This window comes from Paraburkholderia sp. UCT31 (assembly GCF_014397655.1).
GTDB classification, from domain to species: Bacteria; Pseudomonadota; Gammaproteobacteria; order Burkholderiales; family Burkholderiaceae; genus Paraburkholderia; species Paraburkholderia tuberum.
Genome location: NZ_VZQP01000029.1, coordinates 51,901 through 71,433 on the forward strand (window position 1 = coordinate 51,901; position 19,533 = coordinate 71,433).

The following is a 19,533-nucleotide window of genomic DNA, read 5'->3' on the forward strand; positions in this document are numbered from 1 at the left end:
CGGGGGGGAATGAGCGCTCCCGCCGCGCTGACAAACGGGTCACCACCTCCGATTTCGTTGCACGTGCGCGCCGTACGTATGGCGTCGGCGTCCCCCGCCGAGAGCGTGTCCAGGACCGCAGGGGACTCAATTGCCGACCACTCGTCGGCAATTTTCATGGTGCGCAGCTTTACAAAATGCCGCCATGCTTCTTTGCGCCACCTGTTCCGGCGGTCGAACTAACCCCTTGTCTACACAAAAACATCGTCACCCTTTACCCACGACATGTTTGTTGACATCCTGAACCGGAAGCTGGAAATCAGACTCGCCCGCCGGGCTGAACTCCAGAGAAATCTGAAGTCTGCCACAAAGGCGCTGCCAACCCTCATGCCGCGTATCGAGAAAGCCCGCACGAGCGCCATTCGTGAGGCCTTCCCGGTAGAGCAGCGCGTACCGGGTTCCGCAACCGTTCGCTCGGTCACGGGGTTTGCCCGCAACTGGCTATTCACCGCGCGCCATCGGCCCAAGCTTACGCTGGGCTGGGTGACTGTCGGAGCACTGGTTGGATTACGCGAATACGCAGGCGGCCACGTATTCGCCGCCGCTCCTGTAATCCTCGCAACGTTAGCCGTTCCTGCGATGGCGGGCGCCGTGCTGGCCCGAGGCCTTCGGCCACTGCTGCGAGGGCTGGTCAGACGTACAAAACGCGAACGACCCTCCGTGGGTTTGCTGTCCGACGCGCCGCTCTCTTTCTGGCTACTCACAGAAAACATGGGGAAGGACGACGACTATCCGTTCGCCGGCGACTGCTGGGTTCCCGGTGAGCGGCGGCCCATCCAACGGTCCCGCCTCTTTCCGGTCGGGAACGCGGTCGGCGAAGTCAACCATACGGCGCTCATCGTATTCTCGCCCGGGAAGACAGCCTCCCACGAGTACATACCCTTCTTTGCCCTCGCCCCGGAGTCGGGCCAGTACAGTTGGATGGCCCCGAAGCTGGACCCGTTGCAGGAGCATGGGCTGCGCGCAGGCGATGCTCTTGTTGAGAATCTCGAAAAGCTCGGCGCTCGTTCGGCGCTAGTGGAGTTTGCGGCGCTCAGCCGGGAGCTTGCCACTATTTGCGCCGAAATATCCATGCTCGAGGCCCTCATCAGCCGCCCCTCAGACCCGTGGCATGCGCTCTATCTGCAAAACGCTGTCCGCGACGAGCTCGACGAGACTCTGGCGGACTTCATGACGCGCGACGTCCGCACGCCACGTGGGCTTCTACTTCATGGCCCGGCCGGAACCGGAAAAACGCGAATTGCCAAGGCCTTCGCCGATGCCTCCGGCGCTCAACTGTTCAGCCTGAGCCTTGCGGACCTCAAGCGGTCGAATATCGGCGAAAGCGCACAACACGCTCAATCGGTGTGGCGACAAGCTCGTGCTAGCGCGCGCGGCGCCATCATCTTCCTGGACGAGTGCGAGGCAGCACTTGCCGACCCGCACAACGGCCGAAACGACCCGATGGTTCTGGAAATCGTCAATTCTTTCCTCCCGGAGCTTGACGGTACCGCGACTGGCGGCAATGTGCTTTTCATCGGCGCGACCAACCGCAAGGAGGTGGTCGATACCCGCATCGTTGGACGGCTGAAGGAACTGGAAATCGCCCTACCGGATGAGCAGGGCCGTGCGACAATTTTCCGTCTTGAATATCAGCACGTATTTCGTAGGGAACCCTCGCAGGAGCTGGCGCAGGCCGCCGCCGCTGCGACGCAAAGCTTCTCTGGCCGACAGCTCAAGGCGCTAGTGCGGGACTTGCCCCGTGATGGAGCACCTGTCGATTCGAATGCGCTGGCGGCGCGCGCCGACGCGCTGCGCAGACAGGCCGGACACTCCGTAGGCAGCGAGTCTTCGTGGGACAACCTGATTCTTCCCGCGTCGACGAAGCAGAGCCTTCAGGAGATATGCCTGACCCTTCAGCACGCGGAGCGGCTCAAAGCGAAAGGCTTCTCCGTGACCAGCACGCTGCTGCTCGCCGGTCCGCCCGGAACGGGGAAGACCGAAATTGCGCGAACGCTTGCGAACGAATCACGGATGACCTTCGTTGGCGTGTCCGTGGCTGATATCAAGGCAGGGTTCGTGGGGCAGTCAGGCACAGCGCTCGCTGCCCTGTTTGAGCGAGCGCGCGCCGCCAGCCCCTCGATAGTGTTCTTCGACGAGGCTGACGTGATGTTTCCGTCGCGCGGAGGACAGAAAGGCGACTCTTTCACGGACGACCTCGTCGCAGAAATGCTGACCCAGATGGACGGGGTGCGCAGTCGCCCGGGGGAGGTGTTCGTGCTCGGCGCATCAAATCGACCTGAAAACATCGACTCTGCCGTCCTGTCGCGATTCGCAGAGCAATGGACTATCGGATTGCCGGATTTGCCAGCACGTGCACGGCTGGTACGCCGGTTTATTGGGTCCAAGCGGGTTCAATTTGACCTGGATGCGTTCGCCCAGCATGTTGCAGGGCAGACCGAAGGCTGGTCAGGCCGGGATTTGGTGCATTTCGTGCGAGCAGCGGAAAAAGTCGCAATTTCTCGTGCGCTACGGTCGAACTCACCGGACGACGTCAGCCTGAGTGTCGCAGACTTCCGTTGACATCACTTAGTCTCCTTTACAAAATTGACTAAGGTCGCTAAATTCTCAGCATGTGCGCGCCGTACGGATGCCGTCGGCACCCCCGCCGAGAGCAGGTCCGGTATGTAAAGCCGAACCCCGGGAAATTGCCGACCAATGGAGGCTATCGGGTTCCCCGAACCTTCGAACCAAGTTTTACCCCGCGCCTTCGGCGCACAGAGGAAAGAATGGACTCAGCACACAGCGTAATCGCGCAAATCGAAGGTGTGGCGGTTGCCTTATGGGCTTCTCGCAAGGCCTGTGCTGACGCCCACACCGCCACCGGCTATCCTGTCGCGCACACGGGCGCCTCCGCCGGCGGGGAGCCGTGCATTCTCGGCTACCTTTTCCGCGCGCACGACGGTGCCCTGTACGACCAGAACGGAATGCTGCCGAAACAGATTTGGGACCCGGCCCGCTTCAAGGAACAGCGCCGCCTCGCATGGCTCGCGCACGTCGACCTGTGGCGTGAGCAGCACGGGCTGACGCGCGAGCAGGCTCTCAGCGTTCTGAACGACAACGCCAAGCCGATTCGGATTACCAGCCTTTTCGGATGGCTGGAAATGAACGATTTCCTCGCGGCGTCGATATCGCCGAACAGCGAACCGGCCGATTAACCAGCGAACGGCAACCTGGCTACACTGCGCGCCGCCCCAGCAAAGGGGAATTTCAAAAAAGGACAGGAAACATGGCAGGCGATTTGCACATTCGCGTTTGCGAAACCCGACAACAAAAGAGCGCGCGTCGTCAGGACGCTCGTTGCGACAGCCGTACTTCGTATGCGGACGGCCGCGAAACAGCCAACAAGACGGAGGTTAAGGTCGCCGGGCGCTGGTACAGTTTCAACTTCTGGCTGGAGCGCGCGGAACACATCCCATACACCCATTGCAGAACGCGGGAGGAGCGCTTGCATTTCGCGGACGACCGCTATAGCGGCCCCTTCGAATGGATTGGGAGCCTTTCGAGAATGTCCGTGGTCACCGGGGCCACGCTGGACGAAGGTATTCCTCAGGTGGTGCAAAAGGTGATGGCGGCTTTCGAGGGGCGGGTTCTGACTGTCATTTCGCCGCAACTCATCGCTGACGTAGCGGCCGCTTTCGAGACCTCAGTACCCCATCCGTATTACGGTCAGGCGCAAAAAGAAGACGTTCTCGCTTTCCTGCGAGCGCATCAGGGAAAAATGGCTTACGCCGATTGATTACAATCCACTCGATTCACTACCGTGCAAGCCAGTCTTGCGCGGTTTTTCTTTGCCCGGAACAAGAAGGCCGCCCGCGTCGCTAGACTGGTTTTCTGAGGCCACCCGGAGGCATTTATGAGTAGTCACACGCTGGGCGAACGTCTTCGCTCCATTCTCGCAGACCAGGAAGCACGCTCGCTCGAGGCCCTGCGCCGTAGGGCCGCCGCCGAAGGCGAATTGGAAGTTGTCGCATTGGAACGCGTCGAAGCGTTTTTTGGCGCAGTCCGCGAGACCGTCATCGCTCAAATCGAAGCGGGCCGCGCGCCAAAACCGTTTGCCCTTGGCCAAGCGGATACCCGCGAGGTCGCACGGGTCCTGGGCGTGAGTTCGTGGTCCCAGACGGCCGGCATTGTCGAACCACGGCACAAGTATCACAGTGTCTGGCTCGACTTCAGCGAGTGGCTCAAGTCGAACGGCCTTGAGGCAACGTGGAAGTATGACTGGGACAACGGCGGAATACACAGCTGGTTCAACCTCACGGTCAAGCCAGCCGCGCAGTAAGACGTTCTGTAAAGCTTATTTCAAGGCCGCCACATTTGGTGGCCTTTTTCTCGTTCAGGTCGAAACCCGACCGCGTGGCCGGCTACAGCAAGCGATGTGCATCTCGTTGGGCAAGCACAGGAGAAGCCGCGAGCCTCGGAACCCCTCGACATGCGAAAAGACGGCTCTAGGCGGGCGAGCAACGCAGCGAGTGTCGAAGCGCCACGTTTTTACCGTCTATTTTTAGCTTTACATTGAGAGCAAGTGTAAACGCGGATATAATTTGCGGGGAAGCACAAACCCTTCTCAAATTTCTTCGCGCAATTTTTCGCACGCAATTGCCGGACAGACACTTTACAAAACAACTCGGATGGGCATAGCGCAATGCGCTTTACACTTTACAAGACGGCTGCGTTTGCTGCCCTGGCAGGCCTTATTGTGTTGGCAGTCATTTCGGTCGGCGTCGCTGACCCGGTGGCAAACGGGCTATATCTCGTGGGTCTGTTTGTTCTTATCGTCCCGGTGCAGGCCGCTGCAGCGAGACCGTTGCTGTTAACATACAGCGGCTTTCTCGTCGTTCGGTACATCGCTTGGCGCTTCGAATCATTCCCGATTCACAGCGGCATCCTCTCGGCGCTCGCATCTGCTGCACTGCTCGCAGCAGAGCTTTACGCAATGGGCATCGCTCTACTTGGGTATTTTGTCAGCTCGCGGCTTCTCGAGCGGCAGCCCAAACCGTTGCCGGCCGATGACGCGCTACTACCGTTTGTCGACATCTATATTCCAACTTACTCGGAACCGCTCTCAGTTGTCGCGCCGACCGTCTTCGGAGCCGTAGAAATCGACTATCCGAAAGACCGCTTCAGGGTTTTTGTGCTCGACGACGGCTTTCCCCGCGCGCGAAACGCGAAAAGCCCGGAGCAGGCAAAAGAGCTGACCGAACGCGCCGAGCAGCTCAAGGCACTGTGTGCTCGCCATGGCGCTGTCTATTTGACTCGAGCCTCGAACGAACACGCCAAAAGCGGCAATCTCAACGCAGCGATGCGAAACACGTCGGGCGAGCTGATTGCCATCCTCGATGCCGACCATATTCCGACGGAGGACTTCCTTCGCAACACGGTTGGGTTCTTCATCGACGACACGAAAACGGCGCTTGTCCAGACGCCGCACTTCTTCACGAACGCCGACCCGGTGGAGAAAAACCTGGGCCTCTTTAACCAGATGCCGGCGGAGAACGACTTGTTCTATCGAGTGGTCCAGAAGGGCCTCGACATGTGGAACACGTCATTTTTCTGTGGCTCCGGCGCTGTGGTGCGGCGCGAAGCCATTCTCGAAGTCGGCGGATTCTCTACTGACTCCATCACTGAAGACGCCTCGACCTCGGTGAAACTTCATCAGCGCGGGTGGCGTTCTGTCTATTTTGGCAGGCCGATGGTTGCGGGGCTTCAGCCGGAGACGATATCGGGTTTCCTCATTCAGCGCATCCGCTGGGGGACTGGGATGATGCAGATTCTCATCAAGCAGAATCCGTGGTTCATTCGAGGGCTGACGCTGGGTCAGCGAGTCAGCTATTTTTCCGTCGGCCTGTTCTGGTTCTTCCCCTTCGCCCGCCTCGTCACGTTCGTTGTGCCGCTGCTTAGCATCGTATTCAAACTGCAGATGTATCCGGGCGGCAGCGAGAACCTTGTCGGCTATACGCTTCCGTATCTCGTCGCCACACTGGTGACGGCCGAGCGACTCAATGGACGCTTCCGCCGGATTTTCTCATCCGAGCTGTATGAGACGCTTCAGGCGTTCTATATGCTGCCGGCGCTCATCTCGACCTTCCTGCGCCCAAGCGCTCCTACTTTCAAGGTCACGCCGAAGGGCGAGAAGAACGATACAGACTTCCTCAGCGAATTCCGTCTGCCTTTCTATGCGATTTTCGTATCCTCCGTGGTTGGCATGGGATGGGGCATCGCACGGATGATTCTCGAACCTGAATCGCGCGTCATCCTCATCATGGCCATAGTCTGGCTCGGCATCAATCTGTTTCTCAGCTTCGGCGCGCTCGGCGCGCTGTTCGAGAGGGCTCAGCGCCGCGCACGTCCGCGCGTTGACATCAACGAACCTGTCACGCTAGTGACCGACGCCGGTGAAGTAGAGGCCCTGCTCGTCGATGCGAACGAGCTCGGACTTCGAGTACTCGTGCCCGCCGAGGTGGTTCTGAACCGGTTTGCTGTCAAGTTCCGGACGCATCTGCTCGACGCACAGACCCTCAAGCTGGCGAGCAACAACCCCAGCGAATACGTTGCGCTCTATTCGTTTCACTCGCCGGAAGAAGAGCGCGCCGCCGTTGCCCTTGCTTTCAGCGACAGCGAACGCTGGGTGCAGACGTGGAAGCGTCGTGAATCCTCCTCAAACTTCGTCAAATCCCTGCTAGGCATGCTTGCACTGTCTGCGAAAGGCGCGCATGCGCATGCCCGTCAACTCGGCCGGGAGGCTCTGAATGGCTAAGTGGATAATAGGCGCCACTGTCGCGCTTTTGCTAACGACGGCGGCTTCGCCATTGATGGCACAGACCGCGACGCGACCCTTTTCGGCCCTGCTCTCGGCCGGCGATGCAGCCGCTGCCGCCCACGCGCTGACGCTCGAGCTGTCGCCGCGAGAAGTACTTAGCGGCGTGCATCTTCGAGTCACGCCCGCCGCTGCGGTCCCGGCAGATTCACAGTACATCGTATGGGTCAACGGTGAGCCGGCAACAGAAGTCAAGGCTGAAAGAACAAGAGTGCAGACCGTTGCGCTGCCTCCCCACGCCTTTGTCCCCGGCGTAAACAGCGTTCAGCTTGCCCTTGTGCCGAAGTCGGCCTCTCTGAGCGGTGACCCGGCGCGTGCTTACCTCGCTGCCGTCGACGATGCACACTCGTCCGTTACGCTCGACTTTGCGGGCCTTCGGGAAAATAACGCACCGACTCTGGCGCAGCTTCCGGTGGCGTTTGACCGGCGAGCGTGGTTGCCTCGCGCGGTGACTGTTGTGACCGGGCGCAACTCCGACTCGGAAGCGCAGTTACGCGCAGCGGCGCTGGTACTGCAGGGCATCGCCGCGCGCATGCCGCAGGTCGACGTCACGGCGCATTACCGCAACGGGGCCGCGACAGTTGAAAAAAACGCCGACCGGACCTCTTGGGCCATCGCGCAAAAGGTCGTGCAGGCTGGCGACGTATTGCTAGTCGGCACCCGCAAAACGTTGGCTCCCTACCTGCCGGCAGCGGTCGCGACGGGCATTGCGGGGCCGTTCCTTGGTGTCTATCCCGCCAATAACGGGAAGTCGGTTGTCGTCGTCGTTTCGGGTGATAGCGACCTCGATGTCGTGCGGGCAGCCCATGCCTTTGTGGATTCGGGTTTTGTTTTCCCGGGCACTGCCACGACATCTGTTGACGCCTCGGCTGTTGTCCATGTACCCGACGACCGGCTAGCTGTGTCGCTTACGGAGCCGAACCCTTCGCTCAAAGCGGCTGCACTCAACTTCGTCGCAATCAAGGCACGGATGACAGGGCGGGTCACCGACGTTGACTTCCGCTTCAATGTAAAGGGCAGTCCATCGGGGCTGATTCTCGGTCGCGACCTTTCAATCGACCCTGCAATTCGACGCGGGCTGCCGGTGTACCCGCCCCTGAGGACAGGACAGGCGGTTTCGCTGCCGAGTAGCGCCGGCAGCGTGCAAGTCGTTGCTTTGCTCGGTCAGGACGAGACGGCAGTCGCCCGTTCCGTCAGCATGTTGCGCGCGCCCGGGGCGTGGCAGCTGTTCACTCACGAAGCGGCGCTGTTTGACACCCGCGACGATAAGGCCACACCGCTCGCAGTGACCAAGCGCTCATTGGTCGGCCGGATGCGCCTCATGCTGGCCGACCCGAAAGTCTTCTGGACGCTGCTGTCGACGCTCCTTTTGCTCGCCTTCTGGTCCACAAACGCGACGTTGGCGGCTCAGGAAGCCAGAAGACTTTCGTCAGGCACTCTTTAATCCCGCCCTCGGCGGGTACTCTTCGAGAACAATTCTATGAATCGCACGCTTATCGCAGCTGCTATCGGTACCATACTCTCGTTGCCCGGTTTCGCACTTGCCGGCCCCGCTTCTCCGACCACCGCCGAACATCCCTCCGAACCGGCTGTCTCAGGAGTGGACGGTTGGGGCAGCGCGGCGGCCGCGCAAACCGCAGTCAAGCTTGTTAAGCCGGGCGCAGCACCCGCTGCACGGGAGATGAGCGCAGCAAAGCTGAAGGATGCGAAGCGCCGCGCCGGCATCGCATCGCATCAGGCCTCGCAAGGGTGCGGCGACCTCCCGGCGAAATGGAATCACGCCCAGGCGTTAGCCTCGAGCGGTCATGCCGACCAGGCGTATGCGCTGTATGTGAACCTGCTTCAGTCGTGTTCCGCTCGCAATGAGCTCGAGGGGACCGCATGGAAAGCGGCCAACGCGCTGCCAGCGGAAGAGACTGACCGCTTGCTGGCTGAGCCAGTCTTTGACAAGCCGGCGTTGCACAAGATTCGCACAGCCTTGCAGCTCCAGCGCATGTACAAGGAAAACACGGCGGGTCATTACGCGAGCGCCCTGACTTACTCGCGCGCGCTGCGCGCGGATTCGTCGGCTACCCTCGACGCGTCCGCCATTGAGGTGTCGGGTTGGCTCGAAGACCGCGCTCACAATGACAAGGTCGCGGAATCGCTGTTCCGGCAGGCCATTTCAGGAGCAAAGGACCCAGCGGCGGCGCGCATGGGCCTCGCGCTGTCACTCATGCATCAGGAGCGCCTCCAGGAGGCAGAAGCGGAGTCACGCGACTTCGCCACTCCGGACGGAAAGCGCTTGCATGCCGCCATTGTTCTCGCGCGTGCGAAAATGTCGGACGACCCCGCGCTCCTCGAAGCCGCGCTGAAGCTCGTCGACGAGACGGGCGGCGCGGCGGAGCCGGCGACCGTCGCATTTCGAGGTTGGGCGTTGCTAAAAAAGGGCCGGCCCGCAGAAGCCGAAGCGATTTTTGCGAAGCTGCACAAAGACGCGCCCGAGGCCGAGGAATATCAGCAGGGTCTCGTGTACGCAGCGGCCGCGAACCACGACTACAGCATGCTGCGCTTGCTCGTCAGGAAGGAAGCTCATTCATCGTCTCTTGCAAGCCAGGTCCTTGCTGAGCACTATGAGCGCATGGGCCTCTACGACCGGGCGGCGCAGCTAGAGAACCACCCTCCCGAAGGGCATGAAGCGGCGGTCCAGACGTTCTTCAGCTTCGATAACAAGTCGGGCACGGAAGGCCAAGACAAGCTGAGCGTTTGGACGCTGCCACAGCTTTCAGCAGCGCTTACCCCGGCCCATGACCCTGAGCTGTCAGTGCGCGTCGATGCGCAGGCCGTTCGACTCAACGATGGCGTACGTCACGCGTGGGGCAAGCAGTTGGGCGGCGCCGTGCGGAAGGAAATCGGGGAAGGGGTTGTTGTAGCTGGCGTCGCGCTCGAGACGCCGGGCGAGGGCACCACGCAGGTGCTCGGCAAGCTCCAATACCAGCGGGTTTCGGAAAACGAAGACCAGTACATTCGCGTGACGGCCAGTCGTGACGCAATCTACGATTCGCTTCGTTCGTATGAAGGCGGGCTGGGCGCGTCGGCAGGCACGGGGCCAGCCGTATCGTCTTCGCTTGAACTGGCGGCGCGCGAGCCAATTGGGCACACCCAGTTCTATGTCGGCGAGACGGTTGCCGGCGGTGCGGTGACCGCGCACGGGACGGATGTCAACCCGTTCTACTCGGCGAGCCTCGCCTTGACGCGCGACTTCAGCGTGAAGGGTTGGAGCTGGCTGAACGCCGGTCCGGAAGTGCGCCTTAGCAACTACCGCTACGACGCCAACCGGTACGATGGCGCCTTCGCGGGGTATTGGAGTCCCAAGTCGAATCGCGAGGCCGGCCTCGTGTTCAACGCGCAGTCGGAGGAGGGTGGGCGCTTCCTCTTCAAGACGGGCGGCCGCGTCGGATATGCCGCGCGTCAGCTGTACACCGGCTACACCTCGGGCGCGTTCGGCGAGGATACGACGACGGTGGCCGCACTGGTTTCGCCCAACCTGATTGTCGGCGCGGGGGCAGGCTTCCGGGCGTCGCCCGGGTACCACGACATGACCGTCTTCGCGTGGGTCAAGGTCCCGCTCGAATCCCGGGGGCACCTGCGCGCCGCCGACCTGATGACGCCGCGTGGTTTCTAATCGGGCAACAGGGCGAACTGGTCCACAGCCAGTTCGCCCAAGGGTCGAAAACCGCAGGAAATCCAAGGCTAAACACATTGCCTACATGTGGGGCCCTTGTCGCTTCACCGAGCTTACATGACCCCCTACGTAAAACGCCTGTTGCGCACCCGGCCGCGCGCCCGCAACACCCTCATCGACTACTCCCTCCTGTACGCCGCGCTGTGCCTGGCAGCCTTTGGGTTCGTCATGGTGTACTCCGCGTCCATCCCCTACGCGGCGGCATCGAAGTCGACCAACCACCAGCCGCTGTATTTTGTGATTCGCCACGGCATCAACCTTCTCCTGGGCGGAGTGGTGGGATTCGCTGTCTTCAAGGTGCCGATGCGCTTGTGGCAGCGGTTCGCACCGTGGCTGTTCGCCTTCGGGCTGGTCCTGCTCGCAATCGTACTCGTGCCTCATGTGGGCAAGGTGGTCAACGGTAGCCGTCGCTGGATTTCACTGGGCTTCACGAATCTGCAGCCTTCCGAAACGATGAAGCTTTTCGCGGTCATCTTTGCGGCCGACTTCATTTCGCGTCGGTTCCATCTAATGGGTTCTTTCACGAAGGGATTGCTGCCGCTGGCGGCTGCAATCGGGTTGGCCGGCGGTCTGCTGCTCCTTGAACCGGACTTCGGCTCTACCGTTGTCGTGTGTGCCATCACGTTCGGCCTTCTGTTTCTTGGTGGCATGCCGCCCATCTGGTTCACATCGCTCGCGGGAGTGCTCGGCGTCGGGTTCTTCGCGCTCATCAAGCTCTCGCCGTACCGGATGGCGCGCGCGTTGGGCTTCCTGAACCCGTGGGCAGACCCGCTCGGCAAGGGTTACCAGCTCTCGCACTCGCTCATCGCATTCGGGCGCGGGGAAGTGCTGGGCGTTGGTCTTGGCGGCAGCGTGGAGAAGCTTTCCTATCTGCCGGAAGCGCACACCGACTTCATTCTCGCGGTGGTCGGCGAGGAACTCGGGCTGGTCGGAGTCGCATCTGTTCTCTCGCTGTTCGCCGTCATCGTCTGGAAGGCGTTCGGGATTGGCCTGCGCGCCGCCAAGCTTGAGCGCTACTTCGAGGCGCTGGTCGCGCAAGGCATCGCGGTGTGGCTCGGGGTTCAGGCGTTCATCAACATCGGCGTGAACATCGGCTTGCTGCCAACCAAGGGCTTGACCCTGCCGCTGGTCAGCTACGGCGGCTCGAGCCTGATTATGGGCTATGCGGCGCTCGCCGTGCTGCTGCGCATCGAGTACGAGAACCGACAACTCATGGAGCCAAAGAAAGAATCGCAGTTCGGCGACGCACGGGTGAAAGACCTACTCGATACCGTCAGCTAACCACGATTCGGAAAACCGGAGAGGCCGGAATGAAGATTGAAAAAACTGGGCACTACCGGATTTTCTCGACCCATATCTTCAAGCAGAGGTACGAGGTGAGCTGCGGCGCCTTTTCTATCGGCGACCGCGCCATTTTGACGGGGCTGAATCCGTTGAAGGATTCTGCGGCGTTTCAGGAACTCGCACGGTACTGGAGAGCCAAGCTGGAATTGTCGTCTCGTCGGAGCGATGACTATGACCCGACATACCAGTCCTTCATCCTGGTTGACGACGTCCGAATTCCTGTCGACCATATCTGCGCGGAGGTTAATGGCGCCATCATCCGGTTGGATTTCACGAGTGCACGGATGTATGTGAGCAGGGATAGCCGCGTTCAATGGACTGCGAGCCGGTACAAGGCATTTCGGTTGTTCGCTTCAGCAATCCGCCGCGCAGCTCTGAAACAAAGCTGACGGCGCGCCCGGCCTTCGAAAAGGCGCGGCTGCCGGCGCATCGCGACGCGCGCCAGAATAAAAAAGCCCCAACGGAGAAACTCCGAGGGGGCTGGCAAATTAATGACGCGTTTTCTCGTCAGATACCCGGCAGGATTGCGCTCACGTCGGCTGGCATTGCGGCCTCATCCCACCGGTCGATGCTATTGGCCGGAATTTTCATCCAGCCTTCAAAAGCGCGGCGATATCCGAGCGCGTGGACTACCGAGGCAGGCACGTCGCCCACTCGCTCCTGTGGACATCCCTTGTGCTCCTCGACGAACGCGAACCGGATGGGCACATCTCCGTGGTCGTAGGCCTCGGGGAGCGCAGCACGTCGGTGACGCAGGACCGCGTCCTCGAACCATGGCTGGTAGGGTTCACCCACTTCCCCGAAAGACTGAAAGCAGCAACCCCAGTCTCCGTCTTCAGCCCCATACACAAAGGCCCACCGCGCTCCCTTGAAGCCGAGGATGTAGTACGTGCCATTGATGACGACGCTGTCGACGACGTGGCTGAGTTTTGCGTCCTCTGCCATCTCGTCCAGCAGGAAATTCTGCTCCTGGGTATTACGCATCTGAAGCTCCTTGAAGTGTGTCCTCGAAAACTGCTCAACGCACTTCGTGTAGCCATCTCGCGCTTTCAGATGTCCGCTGTGACTGCTTGCGTCCGTTCAACGGCCCCCTGCGCGCGCAGGCCGATTAGGCCACCGAACTCAAGCTCACTTTTCATGTACGCGTAGAGCACCGGCGCCGCGATGAGGCCCGGAACGCCAAATAGCGCTTCCATCGCCAACATGGCCAGAATCAGCTCCCAGGCTGCGGCATGAACCTGGTGGCCGATAATGCGCGCGTTCAAAAAATACTCGAGCTTGTGAATCAAAACCAGGAAGCACAGTGATGCGACTGCTGCGTGAATCGAAGTGCCGACGCTTAGGAGCACAATAACGCTGTTCGAAATCAGATTGCCTACCACCGGCAGCAAGCCGACGAGGAACGTGACCACGACCAGCGTCTTGGTGAGTGGCAGATGAATCCCGAAGAGCGGTAGTGCGACGTTCAGGTACAGAGCGGTGAAAGCGGTATTCAGTGCAGAAATGCGCACCTGCGCGAAGACAACTTTTTCAAAGGACTCCCGCAACGCTCGCAATCGCCGCAGCATTTCGCCGGAGAGCGGTCGATAGGCACTGGGGTCCTCGAATGTCTTGCACGCGACCATCGCGCCGCAGACGATGCCAAGCAGCACATGCGCGCTTAGCATCAACGTGTTGATGCCGGCCGCCGAAATCGTCTCACTGTGGGCTTTCATGACGCCAATGGCGAGCACCCGGAGCGAATCAACGTTCGAAGGTAAATAGGATTGCAAGGGGTCGGGCAGAGTCAGCCTGAGAGAGTCCAGCGCCTCGGCAAGTTTGTCCGACAACCACGGCAGCCCTTCGTGGCTCTTGACGAGGCCGTTCATCAGCATCACGACGCCCGCAACACCGGCCAACGCGGATACAAGAACGATAGCGAGCGCAAGGGGACGCGAGTACGGCGAACCGGTCTTGCGCGCCAGGTAATGGCTAAGTCGCGCGGTCAGCGTATAGACGAGAAATCCCGCGATGAGGGCGGACAGGAGCTTGAGCAGCAGCGCTGCGATGATGAGTGCGACGACAAGGATGTAACTGGCAACAGCGGTTTTTTTCACGTTTTCGGATACTGAGTGGAAGATAAGGAAGTTCGCAACCGCCCCAGAAGAAAACCCGCAAGCCGAAGGCTATGCGGGTCGGGAATCAGACTGCGAATCAGTATTGACGCGCCTGTTGGTGCGTCGAGTAAGTCTTGTAAGCCCGGTAGAGCTTGCCTCCAACTTTGACTGCAACGAAAAGCTTGCTCGTGAAAAGCAGGGTGGCGAAGAGCACAAACCCCATCATCAGAAGGCCGGTGATAGCGAGAGCGAGTGCAAGGCCGTGCAGAAAATGCACAGCTACACAGCAAGCAGCGATAATCAGGCCGAGAATGAATAGCATGGCAGTCCTTCAAAAAGTAGTTGTCCTGGTTGGTATAGCGCAGAGACAACAGCACCGACCCCGGAAAAGGAAAGCACCCGCGCGGTCGAGCGCTAAATCAGGATGTGCCGGCCCTTTCTCCGATGCGGGGAATCGTGTCAACGTTGACCATCCGAATCGACACGTTGCGTCTGGGTAATTCCACGCTCTCTGGTTTCATCAGCGAAGGTCCGAGTCCGGAAGACTGTACGCCTATGCGCCCAATACTCACGGTTCGTGCCCGAGCTAACCCTGCGCGAGCCTCGCGGCCCGCGCAGTGCGAGGTTGGCCGCTAAGCGACGACGACCTCTTGGCTGTGCAGTTCGACGCGCAAATCGCGTTCGTCTGCGGCGACCAGCTTGACCGTTAGATGTGCGCCCGGCTCCAGTGCGCTGTTCTTCGTCCACAGCTCCGTCGTCTCGTCCCACGTCCAGCCGTGTTCAGAAAGCGACGAGCTGTCGAGCCACGCGGCGGTATCCCAATCGAGGAACACCACCTTCATGCCCCGCTTGTTGCCGCGAATCACCTTCGCGCGCAGGACTTCGTGCATATGCTTCGCCGCCATCCAGTGCTTCAGAATCTTCGTCCACACAAGACGCGTCGCAGAAGTGGCGCGCTTGTTTGTCGCGCTGCAATGCGCGGCCAGTGTCTCGTGGTCGAATGCCGGCGCGTCCTTGCCCGCGAGCACCGCCTTGATGGCACGGTGCACCAACAGGTCCGGATAGCGACGAATCGGACTCGTGAAGTGGGTGTAAGCGTCCATACCCAAGCTGAAATGGCTCGCGCGTACAGTGTCATAGACGGCGGAACTCATCGCGCTACGCAGCGCCTGCTCGATGACCGGGAAGTCCTCGCGGCCGGCGGCGGCGGTGAGCACCTGCTGGAACTCCTTAAGCGTCGCCGATTCGCCAATCGCGATGCCATGCGCTGACAGGAGCGCGCGGGTCGCGGCCCACTTATCGCCTTCCGGCGCAGCGTGATAGCGGTAAATCGGCGTCTTCGAACGCTCTTGCAGGAAGCGCGCCGCCGAACGGTTCGCCGCCAGCATGCATTCCTCGATGATGTGGTGAGCGAGCGTCGTCGACTCCCATTCAACGTCGACATCGCCGTCCTCGTGGACGAGCTTCGGTTCCCGGCTTTCCATTTCCAGCACGCCGCGTTCTTCGCTACGCGCTTGCAGCACCGTGAACAGCTCGTGCAGGACGCGCAACTGCTCAAGACCGCCGCCTGCCAGCGCGCCGGACACGCGGGCGGTGTCCCCGTTCAACAGGTTAGTCGCCTGCTGATAGGTCATGCGCGCATGTGAGACCATAACCGCTTCCTCGAACACTGCCGCCTCGATGTCACCGTCTCGGCTAACATTCATCGTGCAGACCAGCGCGTAGCGGCGCTCACCGGGATTCAGCGAGCACAAGCCGTTGGACACGACTTCCGGCAGCATCGGAATCGTGAGCTCAGGAAAGTAGACCGAGTTGCCGCGCAGCTGCGCTTCACGGTCCAGTGCCGAATCCGGAGTCACATAGTGCGCAACGTCTGCGATGGCAACCCGCAGCACAAATCCGCCCCCGCTCGCGCGCTCCGCGTGCACCGCATCGTCAAAATCCTTCGTTGTCGGGCCATCGATAGTGACGAAGGGAACTTCGGTCATGTCCATGCGATGTTTCCCGGCTTCTGCGCGCGCTGTATTGCGCAGCCGCTCTCCTACGACCGTGGTGTCCTCAGAGGGGTCCGCGCCGGACACCGTGCCCTTGAACGACAGAACCTGGGTGGCTTTTGGCTGACGCCTGCGCTCAGCTTCCTCGCTCCACCGGGCGAGGTATTCCTCGCGATTGGCAAACTCGGCGTCAATCGTCGCCGGCAGGAGGAAAGCCTCGGTGAGCGTGCCGCGACTGAACTCGGTCGGAATGCGCCACTTGGCGATGGAATAGTCGGTGTCAAAGCCGAAGCGGTCGCGCTTGCCGAGCGACTGGACGAACTCGGGCGAAATTTGCGCGGCTGGGGCGGTGTTCTCGGGAATGCCAATCTGCACGCATTCGCCATCTACAAAAGGGCAGGCCTGTGGCAGGAGCACCTTCGGTTGCAAGGCTTCGTCGGGGGTGAACTCCCAGCGCTCGCCGACCCGGTTGACAGTCCCGAGCCAGTAGCTTTCCGGCCGGTGCTCGACCCAAAGCACGTCCGCGTTCTCTTTGCCAAGGTTGCGGTCAGACTTCTGGATGACGTAGGCAACTTCGTCGCCCGCAATCAGGGTGGACATCTGTGAGGGCGGGATGAATTGTTCAGCGCCTTGCTCCGGCGTCACAAATCCAAATCCGCGCGGGTTCGCCGAGACCTTACCGACCAGCGGAGTTACCGAGCCGGGGCGGACAATCTTGCCCGTAAGAGTACGGCGCACTTCGCCGCTGGCCGACGCGACAACAATCGCTGCTTCCAGTGCGGAATCATTGGTGCGCAACGCCTTGCGGAGGTCATAAAAGCCGACAGGCGCGGCCGCTTTCGTCAGGAACGCCAGCAAGGCTTCCCGGATAGTGTTCTGTGTCGTTTGCATAATGTTTATTGTAATGGCCATCCTTTACAAACACAAACGAAATGCGGGGTTTTCTGGCTCGCAGCCATTGCAGGCGGGGGCGTTGGCCCTCACATCAACCTTTACACCACTCCTCGCACGAGCTATACGAGCCAGGAACCTTTACAGAGAACTATCATGCAACCCATCACAGGCAACAAACTAAAGGGAGACTTTGTCGTAGGCTTCATGCTCTCGCCCGACCTCAAGCAGGTTGTGCTGATACTGAAGGACCACCCCGACGAACTCAAGGGCTGGCTGAACGGACTTGGCGGCGCGGTTGAGCCGGGCGAGTCGAACGTTCGCGCGATGGTCCGCAAGTTCCAGGACGAGGCGGGTATCCTGACGGCCGAGTCAGACTGGATACATTTTGGGGGGAAGACGACTTCCGAAATGCGGCTGGCTTACTATTTCTGCATTAGTGAGAAGTACGAGGCGGTGCGCACGGCCGCAGGTGAACACGTCTGTGCGATTGCGAGAGCAGAGCTTGACGAATATCCGCTCCTTCCGGAGATTCACGACGTACTTGCGCATCTCGATATGCGTCTCCTGACGTCTTATGCAACTTGATTGTTGAAACCGCCAGCCCTCGCTGGCGGTTTTTTCATGGTCCCTTGGCTGCAAAAGAAAAACCCACTGGAGATTCCAGTGGGCTCAAAATCAAATTAAATCGTGCATCAACCAACGACTTCTGCGTCGAGCACGAGTTGCTGTGCCAGGCGCTGTCCAGCGGAATCGTCCGGACCCTTCGCGGCTGCCATCCAGAGTGCCTGTGCCCGAATATTGCCCGCCTCGCCCAAAAAACCGTTCTTGGCGCGCCAATCGGTCCGCCTGAGCATGTCGTCGTGTTCGGTCGTCTGGCTTGCTGAGAGTACCAACGTGCCGTAGGTCGTCCAGAATCTATAGCCGGCCGTCCAGTCCGTCGGCTTCTCGTTATGACGCTTGAGAATGCCGTCCCACTCGAAGTCGAGCGCCATACATAGGCTTTCGACGTCCACCTCCATGCGCTTGCTGGTTTCCAGCTCAAGCACAGTGCGGCCGTCGTTAGTTTCACGGGTCTCGCGACAATCGGCAAACGTCGACAAGGCGTCGCGCATGCCAGTGAACATCGCCGGCACCTCTCCATCCCACGTTTTGCCCACGGGGTAAGCGATTGCCTTCGGCAGGGGCTTGCGCTCCGCCGATTCTTCCTTCGCGATGTCCGGCACCTCGTAAAACGCGCGACCCTTCGAGATATCCAGCCACTCGAGCAATGCCGTGTGCGGCGCGTGATAGCCGTTCAAACTCCAGAGGGCATCAATGACCACAACTGTCTCCGCGCTTAACAGCTGAAAACGCGGCGCAATTCCCAGGCGCGCCGCCGCACGGCGCTCGGCATAGTCGAGAGACGCGCTGTAGCGGAAAAGCTCGAGCAAGAAGGCGGGCGAATAGCAGTCCGGCTGAATCTTCATGTTGCCTTGCTCGTCGATGCTACGCTGGACCCAGTACCGCTTCGAATAATCCCAACGGGTCTTTGCGATTACATTGCGAAGTCGATTCAGGCCGGACATGTACGAATACCGTTCGTCCGTCTCAATCATCGTGTCCAGCGACGTGTCATTGCCCACAGCGACGCAGACGTAGCAGCCAAAACGGGCGCCGCAACCACCGCGCGCCTTCTTGATGCCTTCCGTAATCGCATCCGATACAACGGCGCAACTGGTGCCGCCTGCGTCAGCATACAGTTTGAAGGTTTCCTCGAAGTCAGAATACGACGACACGACACCCGCCCGGACCAGCCCAATTAGCTCCCACACGTCGTCTGTCGTCCAGAAAGCAATCGGGCTCAGCACCTTTTCGCCTTCATCGTTCAGATACGGCGTGTGAGCGAGCTCTCCGCGCTGTGTCATGTTGCGTGAACGCTCGGCCGACTCTTCGAAGCGGGTACCTATCAGCGTGACCGTCCGCTCCTTGCCCAGCGCGTTGAACACGGCATTGCGCGCAGAGCGAATCGGCTTGACCTTGAAGTCGACTGCACAGTCGTGAGAGTTGCCCGGAAACGAAGGCAACTTGCTGCCCGACAAAACCCGTACCGGCCAGGATGCCGCCAGCGAGGGCTGAGTCAACAGTACCTCGTGCTGAATGCCATACAGCGTCAGGTGGGAGCGAATCTTGTCGTGTTCCCGCCGAAGCAGCAGGGCCACCTCAGGGTTCTCAACACCCGTATCCGACGAGAAGACGACGACGTGGGGCGCTTCGCCGGCCGCCTGTGAAGCTATAGCGGCCTCCATGGTCAAGTGCATCAACGCACTCGAGTCTTTTCCGCCTGAAAACGAAATTGAGACAGCGAGACTTTGCTGGAACAATGTTCGGATTGCCTTTACCGCGCGCCCGATTTTTTCGTCGAGAGTCTCTTCCTGCATCTGCATCCGAACAGGCTTCACTTCAGCCTGAACGGGCGTTTCAAAAATATCGAGTTGCATCATCATAAACACCCGGTTGTTGTCCTAACTCTGTGTAGCGACGAAGTTTTCAACGTGATGCGCCCGCAACAGGACAGGAAGATGGGAAAATGAATGAACCGGAGGGCGG

Annotated in this window: 15 protein-coding genes; 10 read left to right on the forward strand and 5 right to left on the reverse strand. The window is 60.3% G+C overall.

Annotation, left to right across the window (positions count from 1 at the left end; genetic code table 11):
• The first annotated feature begins 264 nt into the window (after window positions 1–264).
• From F6X40_RS23715 to F6X40_RS23755, 9 genes are all read left to right on the forward strand, one after another.
• Entirely contained in the window at window positions 265–2,601 is a 2,337-nt protein-coding gene (locus F6X40_RS23715; protein ID WP_187629453.1) for an ATP-binding protein, read from the forward strand.
• A gap of 245 nt (window positions 2,602–2,846) precedes the next feature.
• Window positions 2,847–3,236 (forward strand): hypothetical protein, encoded by a 390-nt coding sequence (locus tag F6X40_RS23720; protein ID WP_187629454.1) that lies wholly within the window; start codon window positions 2,847–2,849, stop codon window positions 3,234–3,236.
• A 71-nt stretch (window positions 3,237–3,307) separates the two neighbouring features.
• On the forward strand, window positions 3,308–3,817 hold the full coding sequence (locus F6X40_RS23725; RefSeq protein ID WP_187629455.1) for a hypothetical protein: 510 nt from the start codon (window positions 3,308–3,310) through the stop codon (window positions 3,815–3,817).
• A gap of 117 nt (window positions 3,818–3,934) precedes the next feature.
• Complete coding sequence (locus tag F6X40_RS23730; protein ID WP_187629456.1) at window positions 3,935–4,360, forward strand: hypothetical protein; 426 nt, start codon at window positions 3,935–3,937, stop codon at window positions 4,358–4,360.
• Between the two features lie 363 nt (window positions 4,361–4,723).
• Window positions 4,724–6,835 (forward strand): UDP-forming cellulose synthase catalytic subunit, encoded by a 2,112-nt coding sequence (bcsA, locus tag F6X40_RS23735; protein ID WP_187629457.1) that lies wholly within the window; start codon window positions 4,724–4,726, stop codon window positions 6,833–6,835.
• Entirely contained in the window at window positions 6,828–8,339 is a 1,512-nt protein-coding gene (locus F6X40_RS23740) for a cellulose biosynthesis cyclic di-GMP-binding regulatory protein BcsB (RefSeq protein WP_187629458.1), read from the forward strand. Before bcsA ends, F6X40_RS23740 begins: the two co-directional genes overlap by 8 nt.
• A gap of 237 nt (window positions 8,340–8,576) precedes the next feature.
• The gene (locus tag F6X40_RS23745) at window positions 8,577–10,559 is read left to right on the forward strand and encodes a hypothetical protein (RefSeq protein ID WP_187629459.1); all 1,983 of its coding nucleotides are present in this window, start codon (window positions 8,577–8,579) and stop codon (window positions 10,557–10,559) included.
• A 117-nt stretch (window positions 10,560–10,676) separates the two neighbouring features.
• The gene (ftsW, locus tag F6X40_RS23750; protein WP_187629460.1) at window positions 10,677–11,900 is read left to right on the forward strand and encodes a putative lipid II flippase FtsW; all 1,224 of its coding nucleotides are present in this window, start codon (window positions 10,677–10,679) and stop codon (window positions 11,898–11,900) included.
• A 29-nt stretch (window positions 11,901–11,929) separates the two neighbouring features.
• Complete coding sequence (locus tag F6X40_RS23755; RefSeq protein WP_187629461.1) at window positions 11,930–12,352, forward strand: hypothetical protein; 423 nt, start codon at window positions 11,930–11,932, stop codon at window positions 12,350–12,352.
• A 118-nt stretch (window positions 12,353–12,470) separates the two neighbouring features.
• On the opposite strand, the gene F6X40_RS23760 is transcribed toward F6X40_RS23755, so the two are convergent.
• From F6X40_RS23760 to F6X40_RS23775, 4 genes are all read right to left on the reverse strand, one after another.
• Window positions 12,471–12,947: a hypothetical protein gene (locus F6X40_RS23760; protein ID WP_187629462.1), complete on the reverse strand. Its 477-nt coding sequence runs from the start codon at window positions 12,945–12,947 to the stop codon at window positions 12,471–12,473.
• A gap of 65 nt (window positions 12,948–13,012) precedes the next feature.
• Window positions 13,013–14,059: an AI-2E family transporter gene (locus F6X40_RS23765; protein ID WP_316251839.1), complete on the reverse strand. Its 1,047-nt coding sequence runs from the start codon at window positions 14,057–14,059 to the stop codon at window positions 13,013–13,015.
• 97 nt (window positions 14,060–14,156) lie between these two features.
• Window positions 14,157–14,381: a hypothetical protein gene (locus tag F6X40_RS23770; protein ID WP_187629463.1), complete on the reverse strand. Its 225-nt coding sequence runs from the start codon at window positions 14,379–14,381 to the stop codon at window positions 14,157–14,159.
• 310 nt (window positions 14,382–14,691) lie between these two features.
• Window positions 14,692–16,944, reverse strand: coding sequence for a ribonuclease R family protein (locus F6X40_RS23775; RefSeq protein WP_187629464.1), 2,253 nt, complete (start codon window positions 16,942–16,944; stop codon window positions 14,692–14,694).
• Window positions 16,945–17,100: 156 nt separating this feature from the next.
• Here F6X40_RS23775 and F6X40_RS23780 point away from each other — a divergent pair, with 156 nt between their 5' ends.
• Window positions 17,101–17,532, forward strand: a complete 432-nt coding sequence (locus tag F6X40_RS23780) for an NUDIX domain-containing protein (RefSeq protein ID WP_187629465.1) — start codon at window positions 17,101–17,103, stop codon at window positions 17,530–17,532.
• 107 nt (window positions 17,533–17,639) lie between these two features.
• On the opposite strand, the gene F6X40_RS23785 is transcribed toward F6X40_RS23780, so the two are convergent.
• A complete protein-coding gene (locus F6X40_RS23785; protein ID WP_187629466.1) occupies window positions 17,640–19,430 on the reverse strand; it encodes a phosphoadenosine phosphosulfate reductase family protein in 1,791 nt (596 codons plus the stop codon).
• Between the last annotated feature and the right edge of the window lie 103 nt (window positions 19,431–19,533).